Below are 24,629 nucleotides of genomic sequence, written 5' to 3' on the forward strand. Positions count from 1 at the left end.
AGACCTTGACTTTCTCGCGGGGCCGGTCCGGGTTAGGGTTCGCCCATGCCCGAGTCGCCCGCCGAGCTGGACTTCTGGTCGTTCGTCGCGCTCGCCAACCGGCGGCTGCACGAGGAGTACGGCTTCCGCCACCAGCTGGCCACCGAGGTGCTGCTGACCCTGAACCGGGCCTCGGACCTGGTCACCTACGACCTCGAGGCGGCGGTGCACCGGCCCCGCGGGCGGTCTTGGTCGGGCTTCCGGCTGCTGTTCGTGGTCTGGCTGGCCGGCCCGCTCGAGCCCAAGGAAGCGGCCCGGCTGACCGGAATGAGCCGCGCCGCCGTGTCGAACCTGGTGAAAACGCTCGTCGCGGACGGCCTGCTGGACCGGACCCCGGCCGAGCACGACGGGCGCTCCGTGCGGCTTTCCCTGACTGAGGCCGGGCACACCGAGATGGTCGAGGTGTTCCGTGAGCACAACGAGCGCGAGTTCAGCTGGACGAACGCGCTGACCGAAGCCGAGCAGCGTGTGCTGGTGATGCTGCTGGACAAGCTGATCACCAGCCGCGCGGAGTTCGACGCCCGCAGCCGCAGCTAGCGCGGACGCCCTGTGCAGCGGATGACGCTTTCCCTGCGCTGAGTGCGGCGAAAGCGTCATCCGCTGCACTCGGGCCGGCTCGGCCCTTTCGGTAGGAGCCGCGCGGGGCTAGCCTGGGTTCGGGGTAGTTAATACTTTGATCAGTTGGTTTTTACTACAGTGGAAAGGCGGCCATGGCCTACTACCGCAGTGCGGGCAGCATCCCGCCGAAGCGCCACACCCAGCACCGCACGCCCGAGGGTGGGCTCTACCGCGAGGAGCTGATGGGGGAGGAGGGCTTCTCCTCGGACTCGTCGCTGCTGTACCACTGCGGGGTGCCGTCGGCGATCGTCGACGCGACGCCGTGGGAGCTGCCGGACCAGACGCTCACCGAGAACCGCCCGCTGGTCCCGCGCCACCTGAAGCTGCACACGCTGTTCCCCGGCGAGGACTGGAAAAGCACCGACGCGGTGACCGGCCGCCGGCTGGTGCTGGGCAACGGGGACGTGCGGATCTCCTACGTCGCCGCCGGGGAGTCCTCGCCGCTCTACCGCAACGCGATCGGCGACGAGTGCGTGTACGTCGAGTCCGGCGAGGCGCGCGTCGAGACGGTGTTCGGCGTGCTCACCGCGCGGCCCGGCGACTACGTGATCCTGCCCCGCGCGACCACCCACCGCTGGGTGCCGACCGGGACGGAACCGTTGCGCGCCTATGCGATCGAGGCGAACTCGCACATCGCGCCGCCCAAGCGCTACCTCTCGCGCTACGGCCAGCTGCTGGAGCACTCGCCGTACTGCGAGCGGGACATGCACGGCCCGTCCGAGCCGCTGGTGGCCGAGGACGGCGGTGACGTCGAGGTGCTGGTGAAGCACCGCAGCACCCGCGGCATCACCGGCACTCGCTACGTCTACCCGACGCACCCGTTCGACGTGGTCGGCTGGGACGGCTGCCTCTACCCGTACACCTTCAACGTGGCCGATTTCGAGCCGATCACCGGGCGGGTCCACCAGCCGCCGCCCGTGCACCAGGTGTTCGAGGGCAACAACTTCGTGATCTGCAACTTCGTGCCGCGCAAGGTCGACTACCACCCGCTGGCCGTGCCCGTGCCGTACTACCATTCCAATGTGGACTCCGACGAGGTGATGTTCTACTGCGGCGGGAACTACGAGGCGCGCAGGGGATCCGGCATCGGCCAGGGCTCGATCAGCCTGCACCCGGGCGGGCACAGCCACGGCCCGCAGCCGGGCGCGATGGAACGCTCCCTGGGCGCCGAGTTCTTCGACGAGCTGGCCGTCATGGTCGACACCTTCCGCCCGCTGGACCTCGGCGAGGGCGGCCTGGCGAGCGAGGACCCCGGGTACGCCTGGACCTGGGCCGGCCGGGGCCCCGCATGACCGGGCCGCTCCCGCTGTTCGCCCGCGGGATGCTCGACGACGCCGCGGTGTTCCCGCCCGGGCTGGCCCCGCTGCCGGACGCGGTGGTGGCGCACCGTGGGCACGAGGCCGCTTGGTACGGCGGACTGGTGGGGCCGTTGGTGATTGCGGGTTCCGCACTGGGCGAGCTGGCTGAGGTGCTGCGTGCGGATGGTGCCGCGGGTGGTCCGGCCCGCGGCTCCGGCGATGGGGACTCGGCTGCCGGAGGCTCTGGGGCTGAGGGTTCGGCGGCGGGCGGTGCTGCTGCTGCGGTTTCGGCTGCTGGAGGCGCTGCCGTTGAGGCTTCGGTGGCGGGCGGTGCTGCTGCGGTTTCGGCGGCCGGAGGCTCTGCGGCCGGCGGCCAGTTGCGGCTCGCACTGACCTTCCCCGGCGGGCCAGCGCGGGTCGCCGAGGCGCTGGAGGCTTGTGCGGCGCTGCCGGTTTCCTTGGCGGCGCTGGAAATCGCCGTCCCGGAGGGGATGGAGCCGGGTGAACTGCTTGCGGCGCTTGACACTGCGATACCTGAGGCGGCCGAAGCCGCGGGGCTCGAGGTCTTCGTCGAGATTCCCCGTGACGCGCGGCGGGATCCGTTGCTCGCCGCGCTCGCGGGCACCCGGTACCGGGCGAAGTTCCGGACCGGCGGGGTACGGGCGGAGCTCTACCCCGACGAAGCCGAGCTGGCCGCCGCCGTCCTCGTGGCCGTCGAGGCCGGAGTGCCGTTCAAGGCGACCGCCGGGCTGCACCACGCCCTGCGCAACACCGACCCGGAAACCGGCTTCGAGCAACACGGATTCCTCAACCTCCTGCTCGCCGCCGACGCCGCCGGCCGCGCCACCGAGGAGGCTGCCGCCGATCGCAGTGGCGTTGCCGGTGAGACCGCGGCCGCCCAAGCGGCCGACCAAGCGGGTGCCGACCGAGCCAGCGCTGCTGGTGCCGGTGAGGCTGCTGCCGCCCAAGCCGCCGCCGATCGCACCGGCGCCGTCGAAACCATCCGGGACCTGCTCGCCGAGCGGGACGGCGCCGTCGTCGCGGGGCGGGTGCGGGAGCTGGGGCCGGAGCGGACCGCCGCGGCGCGCGCCCGGTTCACCTCGTTCGGCACCTGTAGTGTCACCGACCCGCTGACCGAGCTGGCCGGACTCGGCCTGCTCACCGAACCCGGAGGAGCCGCATGACCGCGCTCGACCTTCCCGCCGGCTCGCTGTTCGGGCCGGAAAACCTGCCCTACGGCGTCTTTTCCGTCGGCGGGGACAGCCCGCGTGTCGGGGTGCGCGTGGGCGATTCGGTGGTCGACCTGGCCGTGGCGCTCGGTGACGAGGTGTTCGCCGCGCCGACGCTGAACCCGTTCATGGCGCAGGGTTACGAGCGCTGGGTGGCGGTCCGCGAGCAGGTCACCGCACTCATCGCCGGGGACGTCCCGGACCGCGCCGTCCACCCGGTCGACAGCGTGCGGCTGCACCTGCCGTTCGAGGTCGCCGACTACGTGGACTTCTACGCTTCCGAGCACCACGCGTCGAACGTCGGACGGCTGTTCCGGCCGGACGCCGAGCCGCTGCTGCCGAACTGGAAGCACCTGCCGGTCGGCTACCACGGGCGGGCCGGCACCGTACTGGTGTCCGGCACGGACATCGTGCGCCCGAGCGGGCAGCGCAAGGCGCCCGGTGACGCGCTGCCGTCGTTCGGGCCCAGCATCCGGCTGGACATCGAGGCGGAGCTGGGATTCGTCGTCGGCACCGGCACCCCGCTGAACACCCCGGTCCCGGTCGACGAGTTCGCCCGGCACGTGTTCGGCGCGGTCCTGCTCAACGACTGGTCCGCCCGCGACATCCAGGCCTGGGAGTACGTGCCGCTCGGCCCGAACCTCGGCAAGAGCTTCGCCACGTCGATCTCGCCGTGGGTGGTGCCGATCCTGGCGCTGGAGGCCGCGCGCGTGCCGCTGCCCGGCCAGACCGACCCGGAGCCGTTGCCGTACCTGCGGGAAAGCCGCCCGTGGGGGCTCGACATCGACCTGGCCGTCGAGTGGAACGGCGAGGAGGTCAGCCGCCCGCCGTACCGCGAGATGTACTGGTCGCCCGCGCAGATGCTGGCGCACATGACGGTGAACGGCGCTTCGTCGCGCACCGGCGACCTCTACGGCTCCGGCACGATTTCCGGGCCGGCCAAGAATCAGCGCGGCGCCTTCCTCGAGCTGACCTGGGGCGGCAAGGAACCGGTCACGGTCAAGGGCGAGGAGCGCAGCTTCCTGCTCGACGGCGACGAGGTCGTCATCACCGGCACCGCCCCCGGCGTGAACGGCGGCCGCATCGGCTTCGGCGAGGTCCGCGGGCGGATTCTGCCTGCGGGGTAAGCCAAACCGTCAAGGACTCCTTAGCCGCGTCCCACGCCGGCAAGGAGTCCTTGACGGCGGATCAGCGGTCGTCGCAGCAAGGGCGCGCGCACATGCCGCGCCACAGCAGGTCGGCCAGATCGGCCGCGAGGCTGCGCCATTCGCTTTCCGGGTTGAGGAACAGCATCCCGACCAGCCCGCGCAGCACCGTCTCCGGGGCCAGGCCCGGGCGGACGGTGCCCGCCTCGACGTTCGCCGCCAGCAGCGTGCCGACCGCGTCGACCATGGCCAGGTACGGGTCCATCGGCAGCTCGCCGCGGGACGCGGTCGCGGTGCGCAGGGCGTTGGCCAGGCCGCGCTTGGTCATCATGTAGTGCGCCACGTGGTCGGTGGCCCAGAGCCGGAACGCCTGCTCCGGCGGGTGCTGTTCGAGCAGCCGCGGCACGATGTCCACGATCTGCTGCACCTCGCGCCGGTAGACCGCCAGGATCAGCGCCTCCGGGGTGGGGAAGTGCCGGTACACGGTGCCGACGCCCACCTCGGCCCGCTTCGCGATGGCGTTGAACGAGACCTCTTCCGACCGGGCCAGCGAGTCCGCCGCCACGGTGAGGATGCGCTCGTGGTTGCGCCGGGTGTCCGCGCGCCGCGGGCTGACCGATCCGGTTGTCATCGTCCCTCCCGTTGATCTCCGCTCCGGTGAGATGTTAGTCCACGCAAGCACTTGACCTGGAGCAACTCGAGGGTGAGAAGGTTCATTGCGAAGCGGATTCGGATCCGCTAACCTCGCGTCGAGGGGTCGACCGGATAAATATCCGATCTGCGAGGGGCGATCTGCCCGGACGTTCTGCGGGAAAGAGATGTAGTGGACATCGTACTCGAAGTCAATGGCGCGACGGAGCGCCTCAACGTCGATCCGGGAGTCACCCTGCTGGACGCGCTGCGGGAGCGGCTGTCGGTCACCGGCCCGAAGAAGGGCTGCGACCGCGGCCAGTGCGGGGCCTGCACGGTGCACGTCGGCGGCCGCCCGGTGCTGGCCTGCCTCACCCTCGCCGCCTCGGTCCGGGAGCCGGTGACCACGGTCGAAGCACTGTCCACAGAGGACGAGCTGCACCCGGTCCAGCAGGCCTTCCTCGACCAGGACGCACTGCAGTGCGGGTTCTGCACCTCGGGCCAGCTGATGTCGGCCGTGGCCGCGGTGGAGCAGGACGTCGAAGACGTGCGGGAGTTCATGTCCGGCAACCTCTGCCGCTGCTCGGCGTACCCGAACATCGTCGCGGCGATCGAGCAGGCGAGGCGGGCCGATGCGTCCGTTTGAGCTGACTGCCCCCACCACCGTCGAAGACGCGCTCGCCGGGAGCGGCACCTTCCTGGCCGGCGGCACCACGCTGGTCGACCTGATGAAGCTGAACGTGCTGACCCCGCAGCACGTACTGGACATCAACCAGGTCCCGTTGCTGGGCATCGAAACCGGCGACGGGCTGCGGTTCGGCGCGCTGGAGCGGATGGCCGACATCGCCGCGCACCCCGGCGTGTACCCGATGATCTCCCGGGCGCTGCTGCTGAGTGCTTCGCAGCAGATCCGGAACATGGCCAGCATCGGCGGGAACCTGTTGCAGCGCACCCGCTGCTCGTACTTCCGCGACGTCGCCATGCCGTGCAACAAGCGGGAGCCCGGCAGCGGCTGCCCGGCGATCTCCGGCGCCAACCGGATGCACGCCGTGCTCGGCACCAGCGACGCCTGCGTGGCCACCCACGCCAGTGACGTGGCCGTCGCGCTGGTCGCGCTCGACGCCGAGCTCGTGCTCGCCGCCGGGGACGGCACCCGCGTGGTGAAGCTGGCCGACTTCTACCGGGAACCCGGCGAGACCCCCGAGGTGGAGAACGACCTGCGCCCCGGCGAGCTGATCACCGAGGTCCGGGTGCCGCGGCTGGACTGGGCCGGGAACTCGACCTACGTCAAGGTGCGGGACCGGCAGTCGTACGAGTTCGCGCTGTGCTCCATCGCGGTCGCGCTGGACGTGCAGGACGGCCGGATCGCCGACGCCCGCGTGGCGGCCGGCGGGGTCGGGACCGTGCCGTGGCGGCTGCCCCGGGTGGAGGCTGCCCTGCGGGGCGCGCCGGTCACCCAGGAGTCCTTCGAAGCCGCCGCCGCGGTGGCCGCCGAGGGCGCGCGTCCGTTGTCCGCCAACGGTTTCAAACTGCCACTGCTGCGCCGGACGATCGTCCGCGCGCTGCTCGAACTGACCGAGGGGAACCGCTGATGCTCGCTCGGGTGGACGGGCCGCTGAAGGTCACCGGCCGGGCCGGCTACGGGCTGGATCGCACCTTGCCCGGCATGGTCTACGGCTACGTCGTGGTCAGCACGATCGCCCACGGCGAGATCGAGTCCATGGACGTGACCGCGGCCAAGAGCGCGCCCGGGGTGGTCGGCGTGTACTCGCCGTTCGACCCGCTGGCGCTGCGCACCGCCAGCTCGCCGATGTTCGGCGAGACCTGGGTTCCGTTGCAGGACAAGGAAGTCACCTACTACGGCCAGCCGATCGGCTTTGTCGTGGCGGAGAGTTTCGAGCAGGCCCGCGACGCGGCGATGCTGGTCCGCGTCTCGTACCGTCCGCTGCCGGCACTGACCTCACTGGCCGAGGGCCTGGCCACGGCCGAGGACGCGCCGGAGTCGCGTGGGGTGCCCTCGTCGCTGGCCGTGCTCGCGCCGGACGTCGAGTCCATTGAGGACGCACTGGCCGCGAGCCCGGTGGTCGTCGAGGCGACGTACTCCACCGCGACCCAGAACCACGCCGCGATGGAGCCGCACTCCGCGGTCGCGGTGTGGGAAGACGGCGTCATGACGGTGTACAGCGGGAACCAGGCCTCCCACCTGCACGCGATGGAGCTGGCCAGCGCGCTGGAGCTGGAGCCGTCCGCGGTCCACTCGGTGAACCCGTTCGTGGGCGGGGCCTTCGGCGGCAAGGGGCGGACGGCCTCGCCGGCGTTCCTGGCGGCGGCCGCGGCGCGGGCGCTCGGCCGTCCGGTCAAGGCCGCGCTCACCCGGGAACAGGTCTTCACCGCGACCGCCGGCCGCGCGGCGACGGTGCAGAAGATCGCCCTCGGCGCGGAGCGGGACGGCACGCTGATCGCGCTGCGCCACGACTCGTGGTGCAGCACCGACGCGCAGCGGTCGTTCGTCGAGCCGACCTCGCACGGCACCTCGCGCGAGTGGTACGCCACGCGGAACCTGGCCATCAGCCAGAAGATGGTGCCGCTGAACATCCCGCCGACCACGTTCATGCGCGCGCCGGGCGAGGCGCCCGGCTCGTTCGCGCTGGAGAGCGCGATCGACGAGCTGGCCGTCGCGCTGGAGATGGACCCGATCGAGCTGCGGCAGCGCAACAGTTCGACCGCGCCGCCCGGCAAGGACCTGCAGTGGTCGAGCAAGCACCTGGACGAGTGCTTCCGCGTCGGCGCGGCGCAGTTCGGCTGGACGCACCGGCGGCCGGGCGGGCGCACCGAGGGCGACTGGCTGGTCGGCATGGGCGCGGCCACCGCGATGTTCCCCGCCCTGCGCTTCCCGGCCACGGTCGGGATCACGCTGCGGGACGACGACACGGCCGAGGTCGCGACCAGCGGCGCGGACCCGGGGACCGGCCTGCTGACCGTGCTTTCCTTGGTGGGCGCGGAATCCCTGGACATCGCGGCGGAGCGGATCGTCCCGCTGCTCGGTGATTCCCGGCTGCCGCCGGGCGGGCTGTCCGGTGGCTCGACGGCCACCGCGAGCGTGGGGACGGCGATCATGATCGCCGCGGCCCAGGCGATCGACGAACTGCTGGCCCTGGCCTCGGCCCCGGGCGCGCCGTTCGACGGGCAGGACGCCCTGTACGCGGACGGGCGGGTGCTGGCCGGCGGCCGGTCGATGACCTTCGGCGAGCTGCTGCGGGCCCTGGACCTCCCGTCCTTGCACGTGACGGGTTCCTCGGCGCCGGGCGAGGAGCTGACCAAGCACTCGTTCAGCTCGTTCGGCGCGCAGTTCTGCGAGGTCCGGGTGCACAAGTGGACGCGTGAGGCCCGGGTGTCCCGGATGCTCGGCGTGTTCGACGGCGGCCGGATCATCAACGGGCAGGCCGCGCGCAGCCAGATCCTGGGCGGCATGATCTGGGGCGTTTCGGCCGCGCTCCACGAGGGGCTGGAGATCGAGGCGAACGGCCGGCTGGCCAACGGCGATTTCGCCGGCTACCTGCTGCCGGTGAACGCGGACATCCCCGAGGTCGGCGTCCACTTCGTCGAATACCCGGACACGCTGCACAACGCGGTCGGCGCCCGGGGCCTCGGCGAGATCGGCACCGTGGGCGTGGCGGCGGCGGTGGCGAACGCGATCGCCAACGCGACCGGCATCCGGGTCCGGCACATCCCGATCATGATCGAGGACCTGCTGCCCGAGGAGTGACGCGCGGTGCGCGGAACCGGGCCGGTTCCGCGCACCGGCGGGCTCAGGCGAACGGCCCGTCGTTGCCGAACGCGTGCGCGGCGAAGCGCTCGCCGATACGGCGGTGGGCCGCGGTGTCCGGGTGGAGACGGTCGGGCAGCGGCAGCTCGGCGGCGTCCGCCTCGCCGTAGAGGTCAAGACCTTCGAGGTAGTACAGCGCGGGATCGTCCGCGGCGCGCTGCGCGACGATCCGGGCCAGCTCCTCGCGGATCACCTTGAGGGTCAGCTTCCCGGCCGCGCGCTCGGCCGGGTCCCCGGTGGCGGCGAACTGGAGCACGCCGGAGCTGAAGTCGACCGCGCCCGGCCCGGGGGTGTCCTCGTGGATCGGGCAGAGGATCGGGGAGACGACCAGCAGCGGCGTGTCCGGGTGGCCCTCGCGGATGGTGTCGAGGAAGCCGTGCACGGCCGGGCCGAACGCGCGCAGCCGCATCACGTCGGCGTTCACCAGGTTGATGCCGATCTTGACGCTGATCAGGTCCGCCGGGGTGTCCCTCAGGGTCCGCGCGGTGAACGGGTCGAGCATCGCGCTGCCGCCGAAGCCGAGGTTGACCAGGTCCACCCCGCCGAGCGACGCGGCCAGCGCGGTCCAGGTGGTGGCCGGGCTCGCGGCGTTGGAGCCGTGGCTGATCGAGCTGCCGTGGTGCAGCCAGACGCGGCGGTCACCGCGGGGCACGGCCTCGACCGGGGCGTCCGTGCGCAACTCGGCCAGCTCGGTGATTTCGGTGTGCGGCAGCCAGATCTCGACGTCCTTGACCCGGCCCGGCAGGCCGTCGAACCGGACCGTGCCGACCGGCCCGTCCTGGGTCTCGGCGGTGCCGGTGGCCATGTCCAGCAAGAGGACCTTGCCGCCGGTGGTGCTGGCCTGGCCGGCGGGCTCGCCGTCGACGAGCAGGTCGTAAACGCCGTCCGGGCGCGGCGGGATGTCGCGGTAGCCGACTCGGGTGCGCAGCGTGTCCAGCTCGAGTGCGGTGGCGGCGGTCCGGAACACCAGCCGGACCCCGGCGGGCTGGGCCTCGGCCATGGCCAGCTGCCCGTCGGACCACTGCGCGCGGGCCCAGGCCGGCAGCCGGTGCGGCGCCAGGCCGTGCTCGGTGGGCTCCAGCTCGAGCGCGCCGCGCACCAGGTCCGCGGTGATGGGGGTGGTGATCCAGCTCGTCGCGGGGGAGCCGGGGGCGGGTGGAGAGGTCATGATCGGAGTCTGCCGAGCGGGCCGGTGATCCGCACTTCGTTTACCCGGCGGCCCGGCCCTGAAGGCCACCATGAGAGACGTTGATGCCCTGAAGGCCACCTTCAGAGACGTATATGCCCTGAAGGTGGCCTTCAGGGCATATACGTAGCACGGGGTGCCGGAGCGGTGACCCGGTGAAGGAGGAGTTCGCCCAACCTTCTCCAGTAGGTTGTGTGCCCGCCCCCGGCTGTGATGAGACTGGGCGCATGACCGACCTGAACCGCCGCCGGTTCCTCCAGGTGGCCGGCGGTACCGCCGCCGCGTCCATGATGTCCGGCAGCATCGCCCGAGCCGCCGCCATCCCGGCGAATCACCGCACCCGCAGCCTGCAGGATGTCGAGCACGTTGTCGTGCTGATGCAGGAGAACCGCTCGTTCGACCACTACTTCGGCACCCTGCGCGGGGTCCGCGGCTTCGGCGACCCGCGCCCGGTCACGCTGCCCAGCGGCAAGCCGGTGTGGAATCAGCCGGACGGGGCCAAGGACGTGCTGCCGTTCCGGCCCGAGGTGAGCAACCTCGGGCTGCAGTTCGTGCAGGACCTGCCGCACGGCTGGAGTGACACCCACTCCGCGTGGAACGGCGGGAAGTACGACAACTGGGTGCCCGCCAAGGGCACCACCACGATGGCCCACATGACCCGCGACGACATCCCGTTCCACTACGCGCTGGCCGACGCGTTCACCATCTGCGACGCCTACCACTGCTCGATGATGGGGTCCACCGACCCGAACCGGTACTACATGTGGACCGGCTACACCGGCAACGACGGCGTCGGCGGCGGCCCGGTCCTGGGCAACGACGAAAAGGGCTACGGCTGGACGACCTACCCCGAGCGGCTGGAGCAGGCCGGGGTGTCGTGGAAGATCTACCAGGACATCGGCGACGGCCTCGACGCCGCCGGCTCGTGGGGCTGGATCCCCGACGCCTACCGCGGCAACTACGGCGACAACTCGTTGCTGTACTTCAACCAGTACCGCAACGCCAAGGCCGGCGACCCGCTGTACGACAAGGCGCGGACCGGGACGAACGTGAAGAACGGCGACGGCTTCTTCGACGTGTTCAAGGCCGACGTCAAGGCCGGGAAGCTGCCGAGCGTCTCGTGGGTGGTCGCGCCCGAGGCGTTCACCGAGCACCCGAACTGGCCCGCCAACTACGGCGCCTGGTACGTCTCGCAGGTGCTCGACGCGCTCACCGCCTCGCCCGAGGTGTGGAGCAAGACCGCCCTGTTCATCACCTACGACGAGAACGACGGATTCTTCGACCACGTCGTGCCGCCGTACCCGCCGGCCACCGCCGCGCAGGGCGGCTCGACGGTCGACACGAAGTACGAGATCAACGACTCGCTGCCGTACGGGCTGGGCCAGCGCGTGCCGATGCTCGTGGTGTCGCCGTGGAGCAAGGGCGGGCGGGTGTGCTCGGAGGTCTTCGACCACACCTCGATCCTGCGGTTCCTGGAGCGCCGGTTCGGTGTGCGGGAGACCAACATTTCGACCTGGCGCCGCGCGATCACCGGTGACCTCACCTCGGCGTTCGACTTCTCCGGCACCGACACCAAGGTGCCGAGCCTGCCCTCGACCGCCGCGTACGTCCCGCCGGACCACGACCGGCACCCGGACTACAAGCCGGTGCCGCCGGGCAACCCGGCCCTGCCGAAGCAGGAGCCCGGCCAGCGGCCCGCGCTGCCGCTGCCGTACGACTTGGCCGCCGACGGGACGGTCGACCAGGGCAAGCTGACGGTGAAGTTCGCCAGTCACGGCGCGGCCGGGGCGGTCTTCTACGTCACCTCGTCCACGGACAAGAACGGCCCGTGGAGCTACACGGTCGGCGCCGGGCAGCAGACCTCCGGCAGCTGGGCGGTTTCCGGGAACTACGACTACACCGTGCACGGCCCGAACGGCTTCTTCCGCCAGTTCACCGGGCCGGGCGCCGGCGTCGAGGTCACCGCGGCCAACGCGCGCCGCGGCGGGGGTCTCACGCTGGTCCTGGCCAACAAGGGCACGGCCGCGGTCACCGTCGCGGTCCGCGCCGCCGCCGGGTACGGCTACGCCGGGCCCGCGACGCACTACCTCCGCCCCGGTGCCCGGACGGAGCACACGGTCCGCACCGGCGCCACCGCGGGCTGGTACGACGTGACCGTCACGGCCGGGTCCACCATCCGCCGGCTGGCGGGGCACGTGGAATGCGGGTCGCTGAGCCTCACCGACCCGGGTATCCGGAGCCACTGACGTAACAAAAAGGGCCGTGCTGGCCGGTTCGGACGGCACGGTCCTTTTTGGTCAGTGGGGGGCCTCGGCGAGGAAGGCGAGCAGCGCCGCGGTCAGCTCGGCGGGCGCGTCCTCCTGCACGAGGTGGCCCGCGCCGGCGATGGGCTCCAGCCGTGCGCCGGGGATGCGGGCGACCAGCTCGGGCCCCTTCGCCGGGGGAATCCAGGCGTCGTCCTGGCCCCAGCAGACGAGCACCGGGATCGCGATTTCTCCGTACCGGTCCTGTATTTCATCGGTGAAACGCTGGTCGGCTTGGGCGATCTGCCGATAGAAAGCGGGCTGGCCGGTTTCGCCGAGCCAGGGTTCCACGAGCCGTTCGAGCGCCGCCGGATGAAGGCCGGCGCTGCTCGCGGAGCCGACGTACTCGCGCGCCAGCGCGCCGTGCAGCGCGGGCGGAAGCTGCTCGAAGACCTCGGCGTGCTGCCCGACGAGCCGGAAGAACGGCGAGCCCCACGGCGCGAGCGCGACCGGGTCGACCAGCGCGAGCGCACGGTAATCGTTGCCGTGCAACAGATGCGCTCGCAGGGACACGGCCCCGCCGAAGTCATGCGCGACGACCAGCGGCCGGTCGAGCCCCCAATGCGCCAGCAGTTCGGTGAAGACCCGGCCCTGGGCCGCGAGCGAGACGTCCTGGCCCTCGGCCTGTTCCGAAGCCCCGTACCCGGGCATGTCCCAGACGAACACGTGGTGCCGCCGGGCGAGCGACCGCGCCACCGCTCGCCAGACATAGGACGAAAACGGCGTCCCGTGCAGCAGGACAACCGGATCCTGCCCCCGCGGCCCCAGCTCGGCCCACCGGACTTCGCCGGCGCTGCTGGGAAAGGTCTCGGGCAGCTGCCATTCACTCACGGAAGCGGTTCCTCTCGGACGGGTCTGCTCACCCGATCATCCACGAGCTGTGGCGGCAACCGGTTTCCTACAGCTCGATCCGGGTCCCCATCACCACCGTTCGGTCGACCGGTAGCCGGAACGAGGCGGCCTGCGAAGCAGCGTTGTGGGCGAGCCCTATGAACAGCCGCTTCTGCCAAGTCGGCATGCCGCCGGGCGGGCCGGGCTCGATGGTGACCCTGGAGAGGAAGTAGAACGCGTTCTCCAGGTCGGTTTCCAGCTCGCTGGTGAGCATGAACGCGTCGCGCAGGGCGGCGGGGATGTCGGCGTCGTCGGAGAAGCCGAAGCGGACCGACAGGTGGACGATGCCGTCGTCGGAGTGGGAGAGGGAGTCGACGGCCAGGCGTTCGTTGCGGGGAACGTGCGGCACGCTCTCGAAGATCACCGAGACGATCACGACGTGCTCGTGGACAGCACCGTTGAACTCGACGTTCGCGCGCAACGCCAGCGGCACCGTCTCCTTCGTCGGGTGCGGGAACACCGCCGTGCCCGGCACGCGCGTCGGCGGGTCCTCGCGCAGCTGGTCGACGAAGTCCGACAGCTTGCCCTCGGTTTCGGTGCGCCGGTCGGTGATCAGGCGGCGCCCGCGCTGCCAGACCAGCATGATCGTGACGGCCATCCCGCCCAGCAGCAGCGGCAGCCAGCCGCCGTGCACGATCTTGGTCAGGTTGGCCGCGAAGAAGGTCAGCTCGACCCCGCCGAAGACGACGGCCACCAGAGTCAGCTGCCACCACGGCCAGTGCCACACCGAAGCGGCCAGGATCAGGAACAGCGCGGTGGTCAGCAGCAGCGTGCCGGTCACGGCCACCCCGTAGGCGGTGGCCAGCGAAGCCGACGAGCCGAACGTCGCCATCAGGACCAGCACGGCGCCCATCAGGATCCAGTTCACCCCGGGCACGTAGATCTGGCCGCTCTCCTCCTTCGAGGTGTGCCGGACGGTCAGGTGCGGCAGGAAGCCCAGCCGGATCGCCTGCCGGGTCACCGAGAACGCGCCGGAGATGACCGCCTGGGACGCGATCACCGTGGCGAAGGTGGCCAGCACGACCATCGGGATCTGCGCCCAGTTCGGCACCAGCAGGTAGAACGGGTTCTTCACCGAGCTGGGCTCGCCGAGGATCAGCGCGCCCTGGCCGAGGTAGTTCAGGATCAGCGCGGGGAACACGACGGCGAACCAGGCCCGGCGGATCGGCGGCCGGCCGAAGTGGCCCATGTCGGCGTACAGCGCTTCGGCGCCGGTGATCGACAGGACCACCGCGCCCATCGCGATGAAGGCGATGTACGGGTGATCCAGGACGAAGCCGATCGAGTACGTGGGGGAGAGGCTCCGCAGGATCCCCGGGCGCTCGACGATGTGCGGCAGGCCGAGCACCGCCAGCGCCAGGAACCAGAGCAGCATCACCGGCCCGAACAGCCGGCCCACCCGGTGGGTGCCGAACCGCTGCGCCAGGAACAGCACGATCAGGATGACCGCGCCGATCGGCAGGATGGACCCGCTGATGCTGGGGGCGACCACGTCGATGCCCTCGACCGCGGACAGCACCGAGATCGCCGGGGTGATCACGCTGTCGCCGAAGAAGAGCGAGGCCCCGATCACCCCCAGCATCGTGGCCACCGCGACCAGCCGCTTGCGGTCCGAGATCTGCCGCCGGATGAGCGCGGCCAGCGCCAGGATGCCGCCCTCGCCGTCGTTGTCGGCGCGCATCACGAAGATCACGTACTTCACCGAGACGACGATCAGGATCGACCAGAAGACCAGCGACAGCACGCCGTAGACGTCGTCGGGCACCGGCTTCACCGCGCCGTTGTCGATCGAGAACACGGTCTGCATCGCGTACAGCGGGCTGGTGCCGATGTCCCCGAACACCACCCCGAGCGCGCCCAGTGCCAGTGCCGCGCCCGCGGACCGTTGCGGATGGCCGGCGCCGTGGGTGGACGGCTTCGCTTCGTTCTGCTCTGAGCTCACCGGGTCAGTCTGCCCGGCCCGGCCGTCCCGGGCGCGCGGGCATCGCCGTGCGTCAGCCGGTGTTCACCTCCGCGGCGGTTCAGGTGGTGGCGACCAGGAAGTCTTCACCGCTGGACGGGCGCAGGCCGTCGGGGCGGCCGGCAAAGTAGCGTTCGGACAGTGCGGTTCCCGGAACGTGCTGGATGTCCGTAAAGCCCGTTTCTTTGGCCATTTCCAGCATTTCCTGCGGTGAATACAGGCTGACGAAGGGCGTGCCGGAGGCCTTCGCGCCGGTGCGGACCTTGGTGAGCCCCGGGCGGTCGGCCTCGTCGAGCAGCTCGGGCGGCAGCAGGAACGTCATGGCCACAGTGGACCCCGCGGCGAGCCCGGCCAGCCGGCGCAGCGTGGCCCTGGTGGTCTCTTTCGCGAGGTACATGCTGACGCCGGTCGAGGCCACGACCGCGGGCTCGGCCGGGTCGAAGCCCGCCGCGACCAGCTGGTCCCACCAGGACTGCCCGGCCTCGAAGTCGACCGGCACCAGCCGCAGCGCCTCGGGCACCGGGTGGCCGAGTTCGAGCAGCCGCCGCCGTTTCCACGCCTGGGTGCCGGGCTGGTCGATCTCGAACACCCGCAGCCGCGCGGTGAGTTCCGGCCGGCGCTGGACGAAGGTGTCCAGGCCCGCGCCCAGCAGGACGTACTGGCCGACGCCCCGCCCGGCCTGCTCGGTGACCAGGTCTTCGACGAACCGCGCGCGGGACACCACGCCCGCCCGGAACGGCCGGGTGCCGTCCGGGTCCATGTCGGGCCGCTGACGCCAGTCTTCCCCGGGATCGGCGAGCCGTAAGGCGAAATCGTCCTCGAAGACGTGCGGTGGGGCGTCGACTTCCAGGTGCAGGGCCCGCCAAAGGGCGACGCGCACGGCAGTGTGATCCGGCACAGTGTCCGCTGACGCAGTGTCCACTGTGCTCATTTCGGCCCGGGCGCTTGCAGGATCCAGATCCGCCCGTCGGGATCGCGGACGGCCATTTCCCTGGTGCCGTAATGGGTTTCCTCGAACGGGGCGACGACCTCGAGGGAGGGGTCCGGCTCGAACGTGTCGGCGTCGGGCACTGTCAGCACTAGCCGCGACCGGGTGTCCTGGCCTTCGGGGACCTCGGCGACGAACACCCGCGGCCCGTCGCCGTTGCGCAGCTGCCCCGAGTTGTGGTCGGTTTCGAAATCCAGCTCGAAACCCAGTGACTGCAGGAACTTCGCCGCCTTGCCCCAGTTGTGGGTCTCCAGGAACACGGCTTCGATCCCTTGGGTGGTCATGTTCGCTCCTTCCGTGTTGGTGGCTGTTCGCGGGGCTCGTCGAGGTAGGCCCGCAGCGCGTCCGCGACCAGGGCCGAGAGGGACGAGCCCGTCTCGATGGCGCGGAACTTCACCTGCTTGATCAAGCCGACCGGCAGGTACACGTTGAACTGCTTGACTTCCTCTTCGCCCACAATTCGATACTAGCATGCTAGCAATCGTCTGTGACCAGCAATTTTTCCTCGGCACTGTCGGAGAGGAACGCGGACAGCCGCTGTCCCTCCTCGGTGACGGCGGCTCGGTCGGCCCGGGAGAGACGGCGCAGCGGGTGGACGGTCACCGTGCCCGCCTCGTCGGTCCAGGTCGCGGAGACGCGGCCGTCGACCAGGACCAGGCGCTCGCCGGCGACGGACAGGCCGCGGTGGGCGTCGTCGATGATGCGGCCGCGGTCGGCGTAACCGAGGACCGCGTTGTCGAACGCGGGCAGGAACCGGACCGGGGCGGGGGTATCGGGGCCGGGCCGCGGCGAGCCGGGCAGGTCCAGGAGTTCCCGGCCGCGTTCGTCGCGAAAGGACACCAGCTCGTCGCGGATCGCGGCCACCGCGCCCGGCAGCCCGGCAAGCCCGCTCCAGCCGCGCAGGTCGGCCGTCGCGGCCGGGCCGTACGCGGCCAGATACCGGCGGGCCAACGCTTTCCCGGCCGAGTCGGCGTCCCCGGATTTCCTTGCCGGGTAGGCGTTTCCGGTCGAGCCGTCGTCGGACGGCAGGGGCTCGACTTCGCGGCCGAGCCAGTCGGCCATCGGCACGTACCGGGCGCCCGCCTTCGTGCGCCACAGCCCGCGCGGCGGCAGCTGCACCGCCGGGATGAGGGCCGCGATCAGCATTTCGCCCAGTGCCCGCGGGCCCGGTTCCGGCCAGCGATCGGCGATGGCCCGTGCGAGTTCGCCCATGGTGCGCGGTTCGCCCTCGGCCAGCACCTCGCGGCCGGCCGCCGCGAGGTGGTCGAGGTCCACCCCGGCCAGCTCACGGCGGTAGGTGCCGAGCACGCGTTGCCGCAGCATGGCGTCGTGCCGCGCGCGCCAGGCCAGTGCGTCATCGGCGGCCACGAGGTGGACAGTGCGGCGCATCAGATGTGTCCGCACCACCTTCCGTGTGGTCAGCAGCTCGTCCAGCGAAGCCGGTTCGAACGCGCGCAGCCGCGACCAGAGCCCGGTGAACGGCGCCTGCGGCTCTTGCGCTTGCAGTCCGCCGAGGTGCGTCACGGCGTCGAGCACCGGCAGGTCGGCGCGGTCGAGCAGGAGCTGCCGGGCGAGCGTCGCGCGGTTGAGCGCCCGGGTGTCCAGCACAGTCATGCGGTGGTGGCTTCCTTCGGTGGTGATCGAGTCGCCGCGATTCTGGCAGGGAAAGCGGACAAAGTGTGGCCGCTACTCGGCGCGGAACGGCGTGGCTGCGCGAAGGTCTCCGCGGGCGGCCCGGTTCTGGCAAGCTCGGGTGGGTGAAGATCCTGTTCTGCTCCGCGCCCGGCTACGGGCTGACCTTGCCGCTGATCCCGTTGATCTGGGCCGCGCGCGCCGCGGGTCACGAGGTGCTGCTGGCCACCACGTCCGAGATGACCGAGGCGGGCGCCCGCGCCGGGCTGCCGGTCTGCGACGTCTTCCCGCAGCGCGACGTGTGGCACGACCTGATGCCTTCGATCGGGCCGGGGGCCGGGCCGCACGACGACCTGCCGGAGGAGTACCGGCTGGCGCGCGAGGCCGGCAACCCGTTCGGGCTGTTCGTGGTGACCATGACCGAGGGCACGATCAAGACCGGCCGCGCGTTCGGCGCGGAGCTGGTCGTCTACACCTCCGACCACGCCGCCGGGGCGCTGGCCGCCGCCGCGCTCGACGTGCCCGCGCTGGAGGTCGGCAACCGCGTCTCCTGGTCGATGCGCGACGTCGACTGGCGCGACGCCGGGCATCACCCGTTCGGCGAGGACGAGGTCAGCGTCATCATGCGGGAGAAGCTCGGGATCGGTGACGCGAAGCCGAAAGTCGTCGCGCGGATCGACCCGCGGGCGCCCAGCATGGGCGGGCTGGACGCGGCCGCGGAGCACGCCGACGAGCGCGACGGCGTGCCGTGGTGGCCGATGCAGTTCGTGCCGTACAACGGCGGCACCGTGGTCCCGGAGTGGGCGCTGCACCGTCCGGAGCGGCCGAGGGTCGCGGTCACGCTCGGCACGGTGGTGCCGGCGATGTCCGGCGTCAGCAGCCTGCGCGTGGTGATCGAGGCGCTCGGCGGGATGGACGTCGACGTGGTGCTCGCCGCCGGCACGGCCGACCTGACCGATCTCGGCGAGCTGCCGTCCAATGTGGACTCCGTCGGCTTCCTGCCGCTTTCGGCGTTCCTGCCGACCTGCGCGGCGATCGTGCACCACGGCGGCTCGGGCACCACCGCGACCCCGCTGTTCTACGGGGTCCCGCAACTGGTGCTGCCGGCGTTCGCGGACAACCCGATGTCGGCCCAGCGCGTCGCCGACCGCGGCGTGGGCCTGACCCACGATCCGGCCACTGTGGACGTCGCCACCGTCCGCGCCCTGGTCGGCCGGCTGCTGGAGGAGGACGCCTTCCGCACCGCGGCCGCGCAGGTCCGGGCCGAGATGGCCGCCCAGCCCAGCCCGAGCGCCGTCCTGGAGCGGGTGGTCGCCGCATTGGGCTGATCGAGTCATCGTCGGGTGAACCGGACCGAGGGGACCACGGCCTCGGTCATCATGGCCAGGGCAGCAGCCACGGACGGCGTCGAGGAGCGGTGAACATGTCCGAAGGTGATCAGGGATCGAATCCGGCGTCGATCGGCTACGTGCCGCCGCCCGATGTCGGCTGGGGACCGGTCCAGGAACCGGTGCCCGACTCCGGGACCGGGTCGACGACGTCGGACGACCCCACGGTGAAAGGTCCGACAGACCGAAGCCCGGACGAGGGCCCGAACCAGAGCCATGAGGAGCCGCCGGTCTCACCGCCGCCGGCGCCGACGGCGTCGCGGCGGCCGGTTTCGCGGCAGCCGCCGTTGTCGCAGGTGTCGCCGCAGAAGCTGGAAGCCGACGAGGCGGAGGTGGTGGCGCGCTTGCTCACCCGGCGCCAGGCCTTGCTGACCGGCGAGCCGTCGACGCTGACGGTCGGTCCCGCGGACGTCTCGCCCACCCTGCCGCTGGCCGTGCCTTCGAGCGGTTTCCGCCGGGCCCTGCCGGTCTCGCTCTACCTGGAGAACGACGAGGACAAGCTCGAGGTGCAAGGCGCCCTGATGGAGGTTCTCAAGGTTTTCGACATCGAAGTGCGCGATCTGTGGCCGGAGATCCGCGGCTCTTCGTTCCGCTCCTTCCTGGCTCGCACGCGCACGAGTATGCGCTCGCCCGAGTTCCGGACCCGGCTCGCGAAGATCGAGCGCGCGGTGGAATTGCAGGCGCTGCACAAGGTTCAGGCGGAGGTCGACGCCGCGCAGGGTGACGCTGTCGCCAAGCTGATCACCGCGCTCGGCTCGACGCCGACCGCGATGATCCAGATCGGCTCGGTACTGCTGATGAAGATCGACGGCGAGGTCACCGTGCGGAACCTGACCCAGCTCGAACTCCTGCATCTCGAACGCAATCCCGCGCTCCTGCGCGCACCGGCCGAGGCGCTGCACGAACTGCAGCGCCTGAACTCGGCCGTGGAAAGCCGGCAGAAACCCGCCGTGGAAAGCGAGCCGAGCAGTCCCGTGCAGGCAGTCACGCAACCGTGATCGCGGCCGGGGGTCAGCTGAACGAGTACCGGACGCCGGTGAGCTCGGTGGAGATCTCCCACAGCCTCGCGGCGGTGTCCGGGTCGGTGGCCCGCGGGCCGGGCCGCAGGACGACCGGGGGACCGTACATCCCGCTGCGGCCGCCCGGTCCGAAGAACTGGCCGCCCTCGACCTCCGGCGCGGTCGCGGCGCGCAGCTGGCTCGCGGCGCCGCGCTCCACCGGCTGCGCCACCAGCGCGTTGCCCACGCGCAACACCAGCCCGGCGAACCCGCGCGCGCCCGAGGACGGCAGGTTCGTCGAGGTGAACCCCGGGTGCGCCAGCACGCTCGCCACCGGCAGCGCGGCCGCGCGCAGCCGCCGGTCCAGCTCGAGTCCGAAGAGGACGTTCGCGAACTTGGACTGCCGGTACGCCTGCACCGGCCGGTACGCCCGCTCGCCCTGGAGGTCGTCGAAGTCGATGGACCCGTCGCGGTAGGCCTCCGAGCTGACCGTGACGACGCGGGCGCCCTTGCCCCGCCGCAGCAGGGGCAGCAGCAGCCCGGTCAACGCGAAGTGCCCGAGGTGGTTGACGCCGAACTGCGACTCGAAGCCCTGCGCGGTCAGCGAACGCGCCGGCATCCCGATGCCCGCGTTGTTGACCAGCAGGTCGATCGGCCGGTCGCGCGCGCCGAGCGTGGCGGCGAATTCGCGGACCGACGCGAGGTCCGCGAGGTCGAGGCGCAGCATTTCCAGCTCCCCGGTGGCTTCGGCGCGCAGCCGTCCGAGCGCGGACTGGCCACGGCCTTCGTCACGCGAGGCCATGACTACGTGCGCGCCGCGGGCCGCCAGGACCCGGCAGGTCTCGTAGCCGAGGCCGCTGTTGGCGCCGGTGACCACCACCGTGCGCCCGCTCTGGTCCGGAATCCGCGAGTCACCCATCGCTCGTTTCATCCGCCCGACGGTACCGGGGAATCAGGTTCCGGTGTGCCGCCGCTGGTTTTCGGTGATGTCGGTGAACAGGCGCTTGAACCGGTCGTACTCCGCGCGCCCGAGCCGCCGGGCGTGGCGCTGCTGGATGTTCGCCATGATGGCGTCCGCGGCCTGTGACTGGGCCAGGCCGCGGTCGGTGGGGCAGACGAGTTTCGCGCGGCGGTCGCGCGGGTCCGGGCGCCGCCGGACGTAGCCGAGCGCCTCCAGCTCGTCGACCAGGGTGCCGATGATCTGCTTGTGCTGCCCCGAAAGCCGGGCCAGCTCGGTGGCGCGGACGCCGTCCGGATCGAGGTAGGCGAGCACGGCGCCGTGCCGGTGGTTCAGGTCGTCGAAGCCCCGCGCGGCCAGCTCGGTGAACAGCTCCCGCTGCACCGCGAACAGCAGCCGGCCCGCCAGCACGCCCAGATCGGGGTCCGTCGCGTTCCGCTCGGCGCGGGTGACCATCCGCCGTTCTCCCCTCGACCAGCCGTTTTCCCGCCCACCTTACCGACCGCCGCCTCCGGTGATCATCAGCCGCCGACGTACGCGGCCAGGTGCTCGCCGGTGAGGGTGGAGCGGTCGGCCACCAGCTCGGCGGGCGTGCCCTCGAAGACGATCCGGCCGCCGTCGTGGCCGGCGCCGGGGCCGAGGTCGATGATCCAGTCGGCGTGCGCCATCACGGCCTGGTGGTGCTCGATCACGAGCACCGACTTGCCCGCGTCGACCAGCCGGTCGAGGAGGGCGAGCAACTGCTCGACGTCGGCCAGGTGGAGGCCGGTGGTCGGCTCGTCGAGGATGTAGACGCCGGCCTTGTCGGTCATGTGGGTGGCCAGCTTCAGCCGCTGCCGCTCGCCGCCGGACAGGGTGGTGAGCGGCTGGCCGAGGCTGAGGTAGCCGAGCCCGACGTCGGCCAGGTGGGTGAGGATCTTGTGCGCCGCCGGGATCTTCGCCTCGCCCTCGGCGAAGAATTCGACCGCCTCGGCCACCGGCATGGCGAGCACCTGGCTGATGTCCTTGCCGCCGAAGGTGTATTCGAGCACCTCGGCCATGAACCGCTTGCCCTCGCACACCTCGCAGGGGGTGGCGACGCCGGCCATCATCGCCAGGTCGGTGTAGATCACGCCGGCGCCGTTGCAGGCCGGGCAGGCGCCCTCGGAGTTGGCGCTGAACAGGGCCGGCTTCACGCCGTTGGCCTTGGCGAACGCCTTGCGGATCGGCTCGAGCAGCCCGGTGTAGGTCGCCGGGTTGCTGCGCCGCGAGCCGCGGATGGGGGTCTGGTCGACGGCCACCACCCCGTCGCCTTGCGAGACCGAGCCGTGGATCAGCGAGCTCTTGCCCGAACCGGCCACGCCGGTGATCACGGTCAGCACGCCGAGCGGCAGGTCGACGTCCACTTTCTGCAGGTTGTGGGTGTCGGCGCCGCGGACCTCCAGCGCCCCGGTCGGCTTCCGCACCGACGGCTTGAGCGAGGCCCGGTCGTCCAGGTGCCGGCCGGTCCGCGTCCCGCTGGCCCGCAGTCCCTCGACGGTGCCCTCGAACACCACCTCGCCACCGCCCGCGCCCGCGCCCGGGCCGAGGTCGACGACGTGGTCGGCGATCGCGATGGCCTCCGGCTTGTGCTCGACGACCAGCACGGTGTTGCCCTTGTCCCGCAGCTGGAGCAGCAGCGCGTTCATCCGCTCGATGTCGTGCGGGTGCAGCCCGATCGTCGGCTCGTCGAACACGTAGGTGACGTCGGTGAGCGAGGACCCGAGGTGGCGGATCATCTTGGTGCGCTGGGCTTCGCCGCCCGAGAGCGTGCCCGCCGGGCGGTCGAGGCTGAGGTAGCCCAGGCCGATCTCGGTGAACGAGTCCAGGGTGTGGCGCAGCGAGCCCAGCAGCGGCGCGACCGACGGCTCGTCCAGCTTGCGCACCCACTCGGCCAGATCGCTGATCTGCATCGCGCACGCGTCGGCGATGCTGGTGCCGTTGATCTTCGACGAGCGGGCCAGCTCGCTCAGGCGGGTGCCGTCGCAGTCGGGGCAGACGGTGAACGTGACCGCCCGCTCCACGAACGCGCGGATGTGCGGCTGCAGGGAGTCGACGTCCTTGGACAGCATCGACTTCTGCAGTTTCGGGATCAGGCCCTCGTAGGTCAGGTTGATCCCGTCGACCTTGATCTTGGTCGGCTCCTTGTACAGCAGGTCCTGCAACTCCCGCTTGGTGAACTTGCGGATCGGCTTGTCCATGTCGAAGAAGCCGGAGCCGCCGAAGATCCGGCCGTACCAGCCGTCCATGCTGTAACCGGGGATGCTGAGCGCGCCCTCGCTGAGCGACTTGCTCTCGTCGTAGATCTGGGTGAGGTCGATGTCGTTGACCGAGCCGCGGCCCTCGCAGCGCGGGCACATGCCGCCGACGATGCTGAAGCTGCGGCGCTCTTTCGTGCTCCGCCCGGCGCGCTCGATGGTGACCGCGCCCGCCCCGCTGATCGACGCGACGTTGAACGAGAACGCCTGCGACGAGCCGATGTGCGGGGTGCCGAGCCGGCTGAACAGGATGCGCAGCATCGCGTTCGCGTCGGTGGCGGTGCCGACGGTGGAGCGCGGGTCGGCGCCCATCCGCTGCTGGTCGACGATGATCGCCGTGGTCAGCCCTTCGAGGACGTCGACGTCGGGCCGCGCCAGGTTCGGCATGAACCCCTGCACGAACGCGCTGTAGGTCTCGTTGATCATCCGCTGCGACTCCGCGGCGATCGTGCTGAACACCAGTGAGCTCTTGCCCGAGCCGGAGACGCCGGTGAACACCGTCAGCCGCCGCTTCGGCAGCACCACGCTGACGTCCTTCAGGTTGTTCACCCGGGCGCCGTGCACGCGGATCAGGTCGTGGCGGTCGGCCTCGTGCGGCGCAGGCGGCTGCGGGCCCGGCTTCGCGGTCTTGCTCATCGGTGTCTCCGTCTCTGTCCTCGGGCGGGCGCGGTCCGCAAACGGCGTCGCTCCTAGGGGGATCTAACCAGGTCCGAGCGCTGCGCCCGGCCAGGTTTCCCCCGGCCGGGCGGGGGTGCTCAGCTGTCCTGGAGCAGCCCGAGCACGTTGCCGTCGAGGTCGGTCACGGTGGCCACGCGGCGGCCGGGGCCGACCTCGCGCGCGGCGTCCTGCACGGTGGCGCCCGCGGCGGTCAGCTCGGCCAGCTTCGCCTCGATGTCGGCCACCTCCCAGTAGGCCACCGGCGAGGTCATCGCCTGCGGCCCGCCCTTGGGCACGAGCCCGATGTGCTGGCCGCCGGCCTCGAACCCGACGTAGTACGGGGAGTCGGCGCTCGGCTCGACACCCAGCAGCACGGTGTACACGGCCTTGGCCTTCTCCAGGTCGGAAACGGGGTGCAGCACGGTCTTGATGCCGGGAGTGGCGTTCATGAGTGGCTCCTGAATTCGTGGTTCGGTCTGTGGTCGCCAACGCTAGGCGGGCTTCGGGGAAGGTGCTTCTCGATTCCTGATCGTTTGCCGGACCGTGGAAAAGGCTGCGGACAGACTGCGGACAGCTTCACCGGCGGCGCTGGACAGTGGCTGTCATC

22 protein-coding genes are annotated in these 24,629 nt (G+C 71.3%); 10 read left to right on the top strand and 12 right to left on the bottom strand.

Features of this window, described 5'->3' with window-relative positions; all coding sequences use genetic code 11:
- Positions 1–45: 45 nt before the first annotated feature.
- The 4 genes from OG371_RS34525 to fahA all read left to right on the top strand — a co-directional run bounded on the left by OG371_RS34525 (position 46) and on the right by fahA (position 4,311).
- The gene (locus tag OG371_RS34525) at positions 46–576 is read left to right on the top strand and encodes a MarR family winged helix-turn-helix transcriptional regulator (protein ID WP_329059851.1); all 531 of its coding nucleotides are present in this window, start codon (positions 46–48) and stop codon (positions 574–576) included.
- 173 nt (positions 577–749) lie between these two features.
- The gene (locus tag OG371_RS34530) at positions 750–1,949 is read left to right on the top strand and encodes a homogentisate 1,2-dioxygenase (protein WP_329059852.1); all 1,200 of its coding nucleotides are present in this window, start codon (positions 750–752) and stop codon (positions 1,947–1,949) included.
- Positions 1,950–2,275: 326 nt separating this feature from the next.
- On the top strand, positions 2,276–3,139 hold the full coding sequence (locus tag OG371_RS34535) for a hypothetical protein (RefSeq protein ID WP_442876195.1): 864 nt from the start codon (positions 2,276–2,278) through the stop codon (positions 3,137–3,139).
- The gene (gene fahA / locus OG371_RS34540; RefSeq protein WP_329059854.1) at positions 3,136–4,311 is read left to right on the top strand and encodes a fumarylacetoacetase; all 1,176 of its coding nucleotides are present in this window, start codon (positions 3,136–3,138) and stop codon (positions 4,309–4,311) included. Before OG371_RS34535 ends, fahA begins: the two co-directional genes overlap by 4 nt.
- 61 nt (positions 4,312–4,372) lie before the next feature.
- Here fahA and OG371_RS34545 read toward each other — a convergent pair whose 3' ends face one another.
- Positions 4,373–4,960, bottom strand: coding sequence for a TetR/AcrR family transcriptional regulator (locus OG371_RS34545; protein ID WP_329059855.1), 588 nt, complete (start codon positions 4,958–4,960; stop codon positions 4,373–4,375).
- Between the two features lie 192 nt (positions 4,961–5,152).
- Between OG371_RS34545 and OG371_RS34550 the strand changes: the two genes are divergently transcribed.
- The 3 genes from OG371_RS34550 to OG371_RS34560 are packed head-to-tail and all read left to right on the top strand — an operon-like array spanning position 5,153 to position 8,725.
- Positions 5,153–5,605, top strand: a complete 453-nt coding sequence (locus tag OG371_RS34550) for a (2Fe-2S)-binding protein (RefSeq protein ID WP_329059856.1) — start codon at positions 5,153–5,155, stop codon at positions 5,603–5,605.
- Entirely contained in the window at positions 5,592–6,551 is a 960-nt protein-coding gene (locus OG371_RS34555) for an FAD binding domain-containing protein (RefSeq protein WP_329059857.1), read from the top strand. Before OG371_RS34550 ends, OG371_RS34555 begins: the two co-directional genes overlap by 14 nt.
- Positions 6,551–8,725: a xanthine dehydrogenase family protein molybdopterin-binding subunit gene (locus tag OG371_RS34560; RefSeq protein ID WP_329059858.1), complete on the top strand. Its 2,175-nt coding sequence runs from the start codon at positions 6,551–6,553 to the stop codon at positions 8,723–8,725. Before OG371_RS34555 ends, OG371_RS34560 begins: the two co-directional genes overlap by 1 nt.
- A gap of 43 nt (positions 8,726–8,768) precedes the next feature.
- Here OG371_RS34560 and OG371_RS34565 read toward each other — a convergent pair whose 3' ends face one another.
- Positions 8,769–9,953, bottom strand: a complete 1,185-nt coding sequence (locus tag OG371_RS34565) for a GDSL-type esterase/lipase family protein (RefSeq protein ID WP_329059859.1) — start codon at positions 9,951–9,953, stop codon at positions 8,769–8,771.
- Positions 9,954–10,198: 245 nt separating this feature from the next.
- Between OG371_RS34565 and OG371_RS34570 the strand changes: the two genes are divergently transcribed.
- Positions 10,199–12,217: a phosphocholine-specific phospholipase C gene (locus OG371_RS34570; protein WP_329059860.1), complete on the top strand. Its 2,019-nt coding sequence runs from the start codon at positions 10,199–10,201 to the stop codon at positions 12,215–12,217.
- Between the two features lie 51 nt (positions 12,218–12,268).
- Here OG371_RS34570 and OG371_RS34575 read toward each other — a convergent pair whose 3' ends face one another.
- The 6 genes from OG371_RS34575 to OG371_RS34600 all read right to left on the bottom strand — a co-directional run bounded on the left by OG371_RS34575 (position 12,269) and on the right by OG371_RS34600 (position 17,727).
- A complete protein-coding gene (locus OG371_RS34575) occupies positions 12,269–13,105 on the bottom strand; it encodes an alpha/beta fold hydrolase (protein WP_329059861.1) in 837 nt (278 codons plus the stop codon).
- Between the two features lie 67 nt (positions 13,106–13,172).
- The gene (locus OG371_RS34580; RefSeq protein ID WP_329059862.1) at positions 13,173–15,107 is read right to left on the bottom strand and encodes a potassium transporter Kup; all 1,935 of its coding nucleotides are present in this window, start codon (positions 15,105–15,107) and stop codon (positions 13,173–13,175) included.
- Between the two features lie 79 nt (positions 15,108–15,186).
- Positions 15,187–16,056 (bottom strand): class I SAM-dependent methyltransferase, encoded by an 870-nt coding sequence (locus tag OG371_RS34585; RefSeq protein ID WP_329059863.1) that lies wholly within the window; start codon positions 16,054–16,056, stop codon positions 15,187–15,189.
- The gene (locus OG371_RS34590) at positions 16,053–16,397 is read right to left on the bottom strand and encodes a VOC family protein (protein WP_329059864.1); all 345 of its coding nucleotides are present in this window, start codon (positions 16,395–16,397) and stop codon (positions 16,053–16,055) included. Before OG371_RS34590 ends, OG371_RS34585 begins: the two co-directional genes overlap by 4 nt.
- The gene (locus tag OG371_RS34595) at positions 16,394–16,570 is read right to left on the bottom strand and encodes a CopG family transcriptional regulator (protein WP_329059865.1); all 177 of its coding nucleotides are present in this window, start codon (positions 16,568–16,570) and stop codon (positions 16,394–16,396) included. Before OG371_RS34595 ends, OG371_RS34590 begins: the two co-directional genes overlap by 4 nt.
- Positions 16,571–16,587: 17 nt before the next feature.
- Complete coding sequence (locus OG371_RS34600) at positions 16,588–17,727, bottom strand: winged helix DNA-binding domain-containing protein (RefSeq protein WP_329059866.1); 1,140 nt, start codon at positions 17,725–17,727, stop codon at positions 16,588–16,590.
- 143 nt (positions 17,728–17,870) lie between these two features.
- Here OG371_RS34600 and OG371_RS34605 point away from each other — a divergent pair, with 143 nt between their 5' ends.
- Both OG371_RS34605 and OG371_RS34610 read left to right on the top strand, forming a co-directional pair.
- Positions 17,871–19,073 (top strand): nucleotide disphospho-sugar-binding domain-containing protein, encoded by a 1,203-nt coding sequence (locus OG371_RS34605; RefSeq protein ID WP_329059867.1) that lies wholly within the window; start codon positions 17,871–17,873, stop codon positions 19,071–19,073.
- 95 nt (positions 19,074–19,168) lie between these two features.
- The gene (locus tag OG371_RS34610) at positions 19,169–20,131 is read left to right on the top strand and encodes a hypothetical protein (RefSeq protein ID WP_329059868.1); all 963 of its coding nucleotides are present in this window, start codon (positions 19,169–19,171) and stop codon (positions 20,129–20,131) included.
- Between the two features lie 13 nt (positions 20,132–20,144).
- On the opposite strand, the gene OG371_RS34615 is transcribed toward OG371_RS34610, so the two are convergent.
- The 4 genes from OG371_RS34615 to OG371_RS34630 all read right to left on the bottom strand — a co-directional run bounded on the left by OG371_RS34615 (position 20,145) and on the right by OG371_RS34630 (position 24,471).
- Positions 20,145–21,062, bottom strand: coding sequence for an oxidoreductase (locus tag OG371_RS34615; RefSeq protein ID WP_329059869.1), 918 nt, complete (start codon positions 21,060–21,062; stop codon positions 20,145–20,147).
- 21 nt (positions 21,063–21,083) lie between these two features.
- On the bottom strand, positions 21,084–21,545 hold the full coding sequence (locus OG371_RS34620) for a MarR family winged helix-turn-helix transcriptional regulator (RefSeq protein WP_329059870.1): 462 nt from the start codon (positions 21,543–21,545) through the stop codon (positions 21,084–21,086).
- A gap of 65 nt (positions 21,546–21,610) precedes the next feature.
- Complete coding sequence (locus tag OG371_RS34625; protein WP_329059871.1) at positions 21,611–24,001, bottom strand: excinuclease ABC subunit UvrA; 2,391 nt, start codon at positions 23,999–24,001, stop codon at positions 21,611–21,613.
- Positions 24,002–24,120: 119 nt separating this feature from the next.
- Positions 24,121–24,471, bottom strand: a complete 351-nt coding sequence (locus tag OG371_RS34630; RefSeq protein ID WP_329059872.1) for a VOC family protein — start codon at positions 24,469–24,471, stop codon at positions 24,121–24,123.
- Positions 24,472–24,629 lie beyond the last annotated feature (158 nt).

This window comes from Amycolatopsis sp. NBC_01480 (genome assembly GCF_036227205.1).
In the GTDB taxonomy this organism is placed as follows: Bacteria; Actinomycetota; Actinomycetes; order Mycobacteriales; family Pseudonocardiaceae; genus Amycolatopsis.

Excerpts from the sequence above, each read along its gene's own strand:
- OG371_RS34525 (WP_329059851.1), top strand. The coding sequence starts at position 46 with ATGCCCGAGTCGCCCGCCGAGCTGGACTTCTGGTCGTTCGTCGCGCTC.
- OG371_RS34530 (WP_329059852.1), top strand. The coding sequence starts at position 750 with ATGGCCTACTACCGCAGTGCGGGCAGCATCCCGCCGAAGCGCCACACC.
- fahA (WP_329059854.1), top strand. The coding sequence starts at position 3,136 with ATGACCGCGCTCGACCTTCCCGCCGGCTCGCTGTTCGGGCCGGAAAAC.
- OG371_RS34545 (WP_329059855.1), bottom strand. The coding sequence starts at position 4,960 with ATGACAACCGGATCGGTCAGCCCGCGGCGCGCGGACACCCGGCGCAAC.
- OG371_RS34555 (WP_329059857.1), top strand. The coding sequence starts at position 5,592 with ATGCGTCCGTTTGAGCTGACTGCCCCCACCACCGTCGAAGACGCGCTC.
- OG371_RS34560 (WP_329059858.1), top strand. The coding sequence starts at position 6,551 with ATGCTCGCTCGGGTGGACGGGCCGCTGAAGGTCACCGGCCGGGCCGGC.
- OG371_RS34565 (WP_329059859.1), bottom strand. The coding sequence starts at position 9,953 with ATGACCTCTCCACCCGCCCCCGGCTCCCCCGCGACGAGCTGGATCACC.
- OG371_RS34570 (WP_329059860.1), top strand. The coding sequence starts at position 10,199 with ATGACCGACCTGAACCGCCGCCGGTTCCTCCAGGTGGCCGGCGGTACC.
- OG371_RS34585 (WP_329059863.1), bottom strand. The coding sequence starts at position 16,056 with ATGAGCACAGTGGACACTGCGTCAGCGGACACTGTGCCGGATCACACT.
- OG371_RS34590 (WP_329059864.1), bottom strand. The coding sequence starts at position 16,397 with ATGACCACCCAAGGGATCGAAGCCGTGTTCCTGGAGACCCACAACTGG.
- OG371_RS34600 (WP_329059866.1), bottom strand. The coding sequence starts at position 17,727 with ATGACTGTGCTGGACACCCGGGCGCTCAACCGCGCGACGCTCGCCCGG.
- OG371_RS34610 (WP_329059868.1), top strand. The coding sequence starts at position 19,169 with ATGTCCGAAGGTGATCAGGGATCGAATCCGGCGTCGATCGGCTACGTG.
- OG371_RS34615 (WP_329059869.1), bottom strand. The coding sequence starts at position 21,062 with ATGAAACGAGCGATGGGTGACTCGCGGATTCCGGACCAGAGCGGGCGC.
- OG371_RS34620 (WP_329059870.1), bottom strand. The coding sequence starts at position 21,545 with ATGGTCACCCGCGCCGAGCGGAACGCGACGGACCCCGATCTGGGCGTG.
- OG371_RS34625 (WP_329059871.1), bottom strand. The coding sequence starts at position 24,001 with ATGAGCAAGACCGCGAAGCCGGGCCCGCAGCCGCCTGCGCCGCACGAG.
- OG371_RS34630 (WP_329059872.1), bottom strand. The coding sequence starts at position 24,471 with ATGAACGCCACTCCCGGCATCAAGACCGTGCTGCACCCCGTTTCCGAC.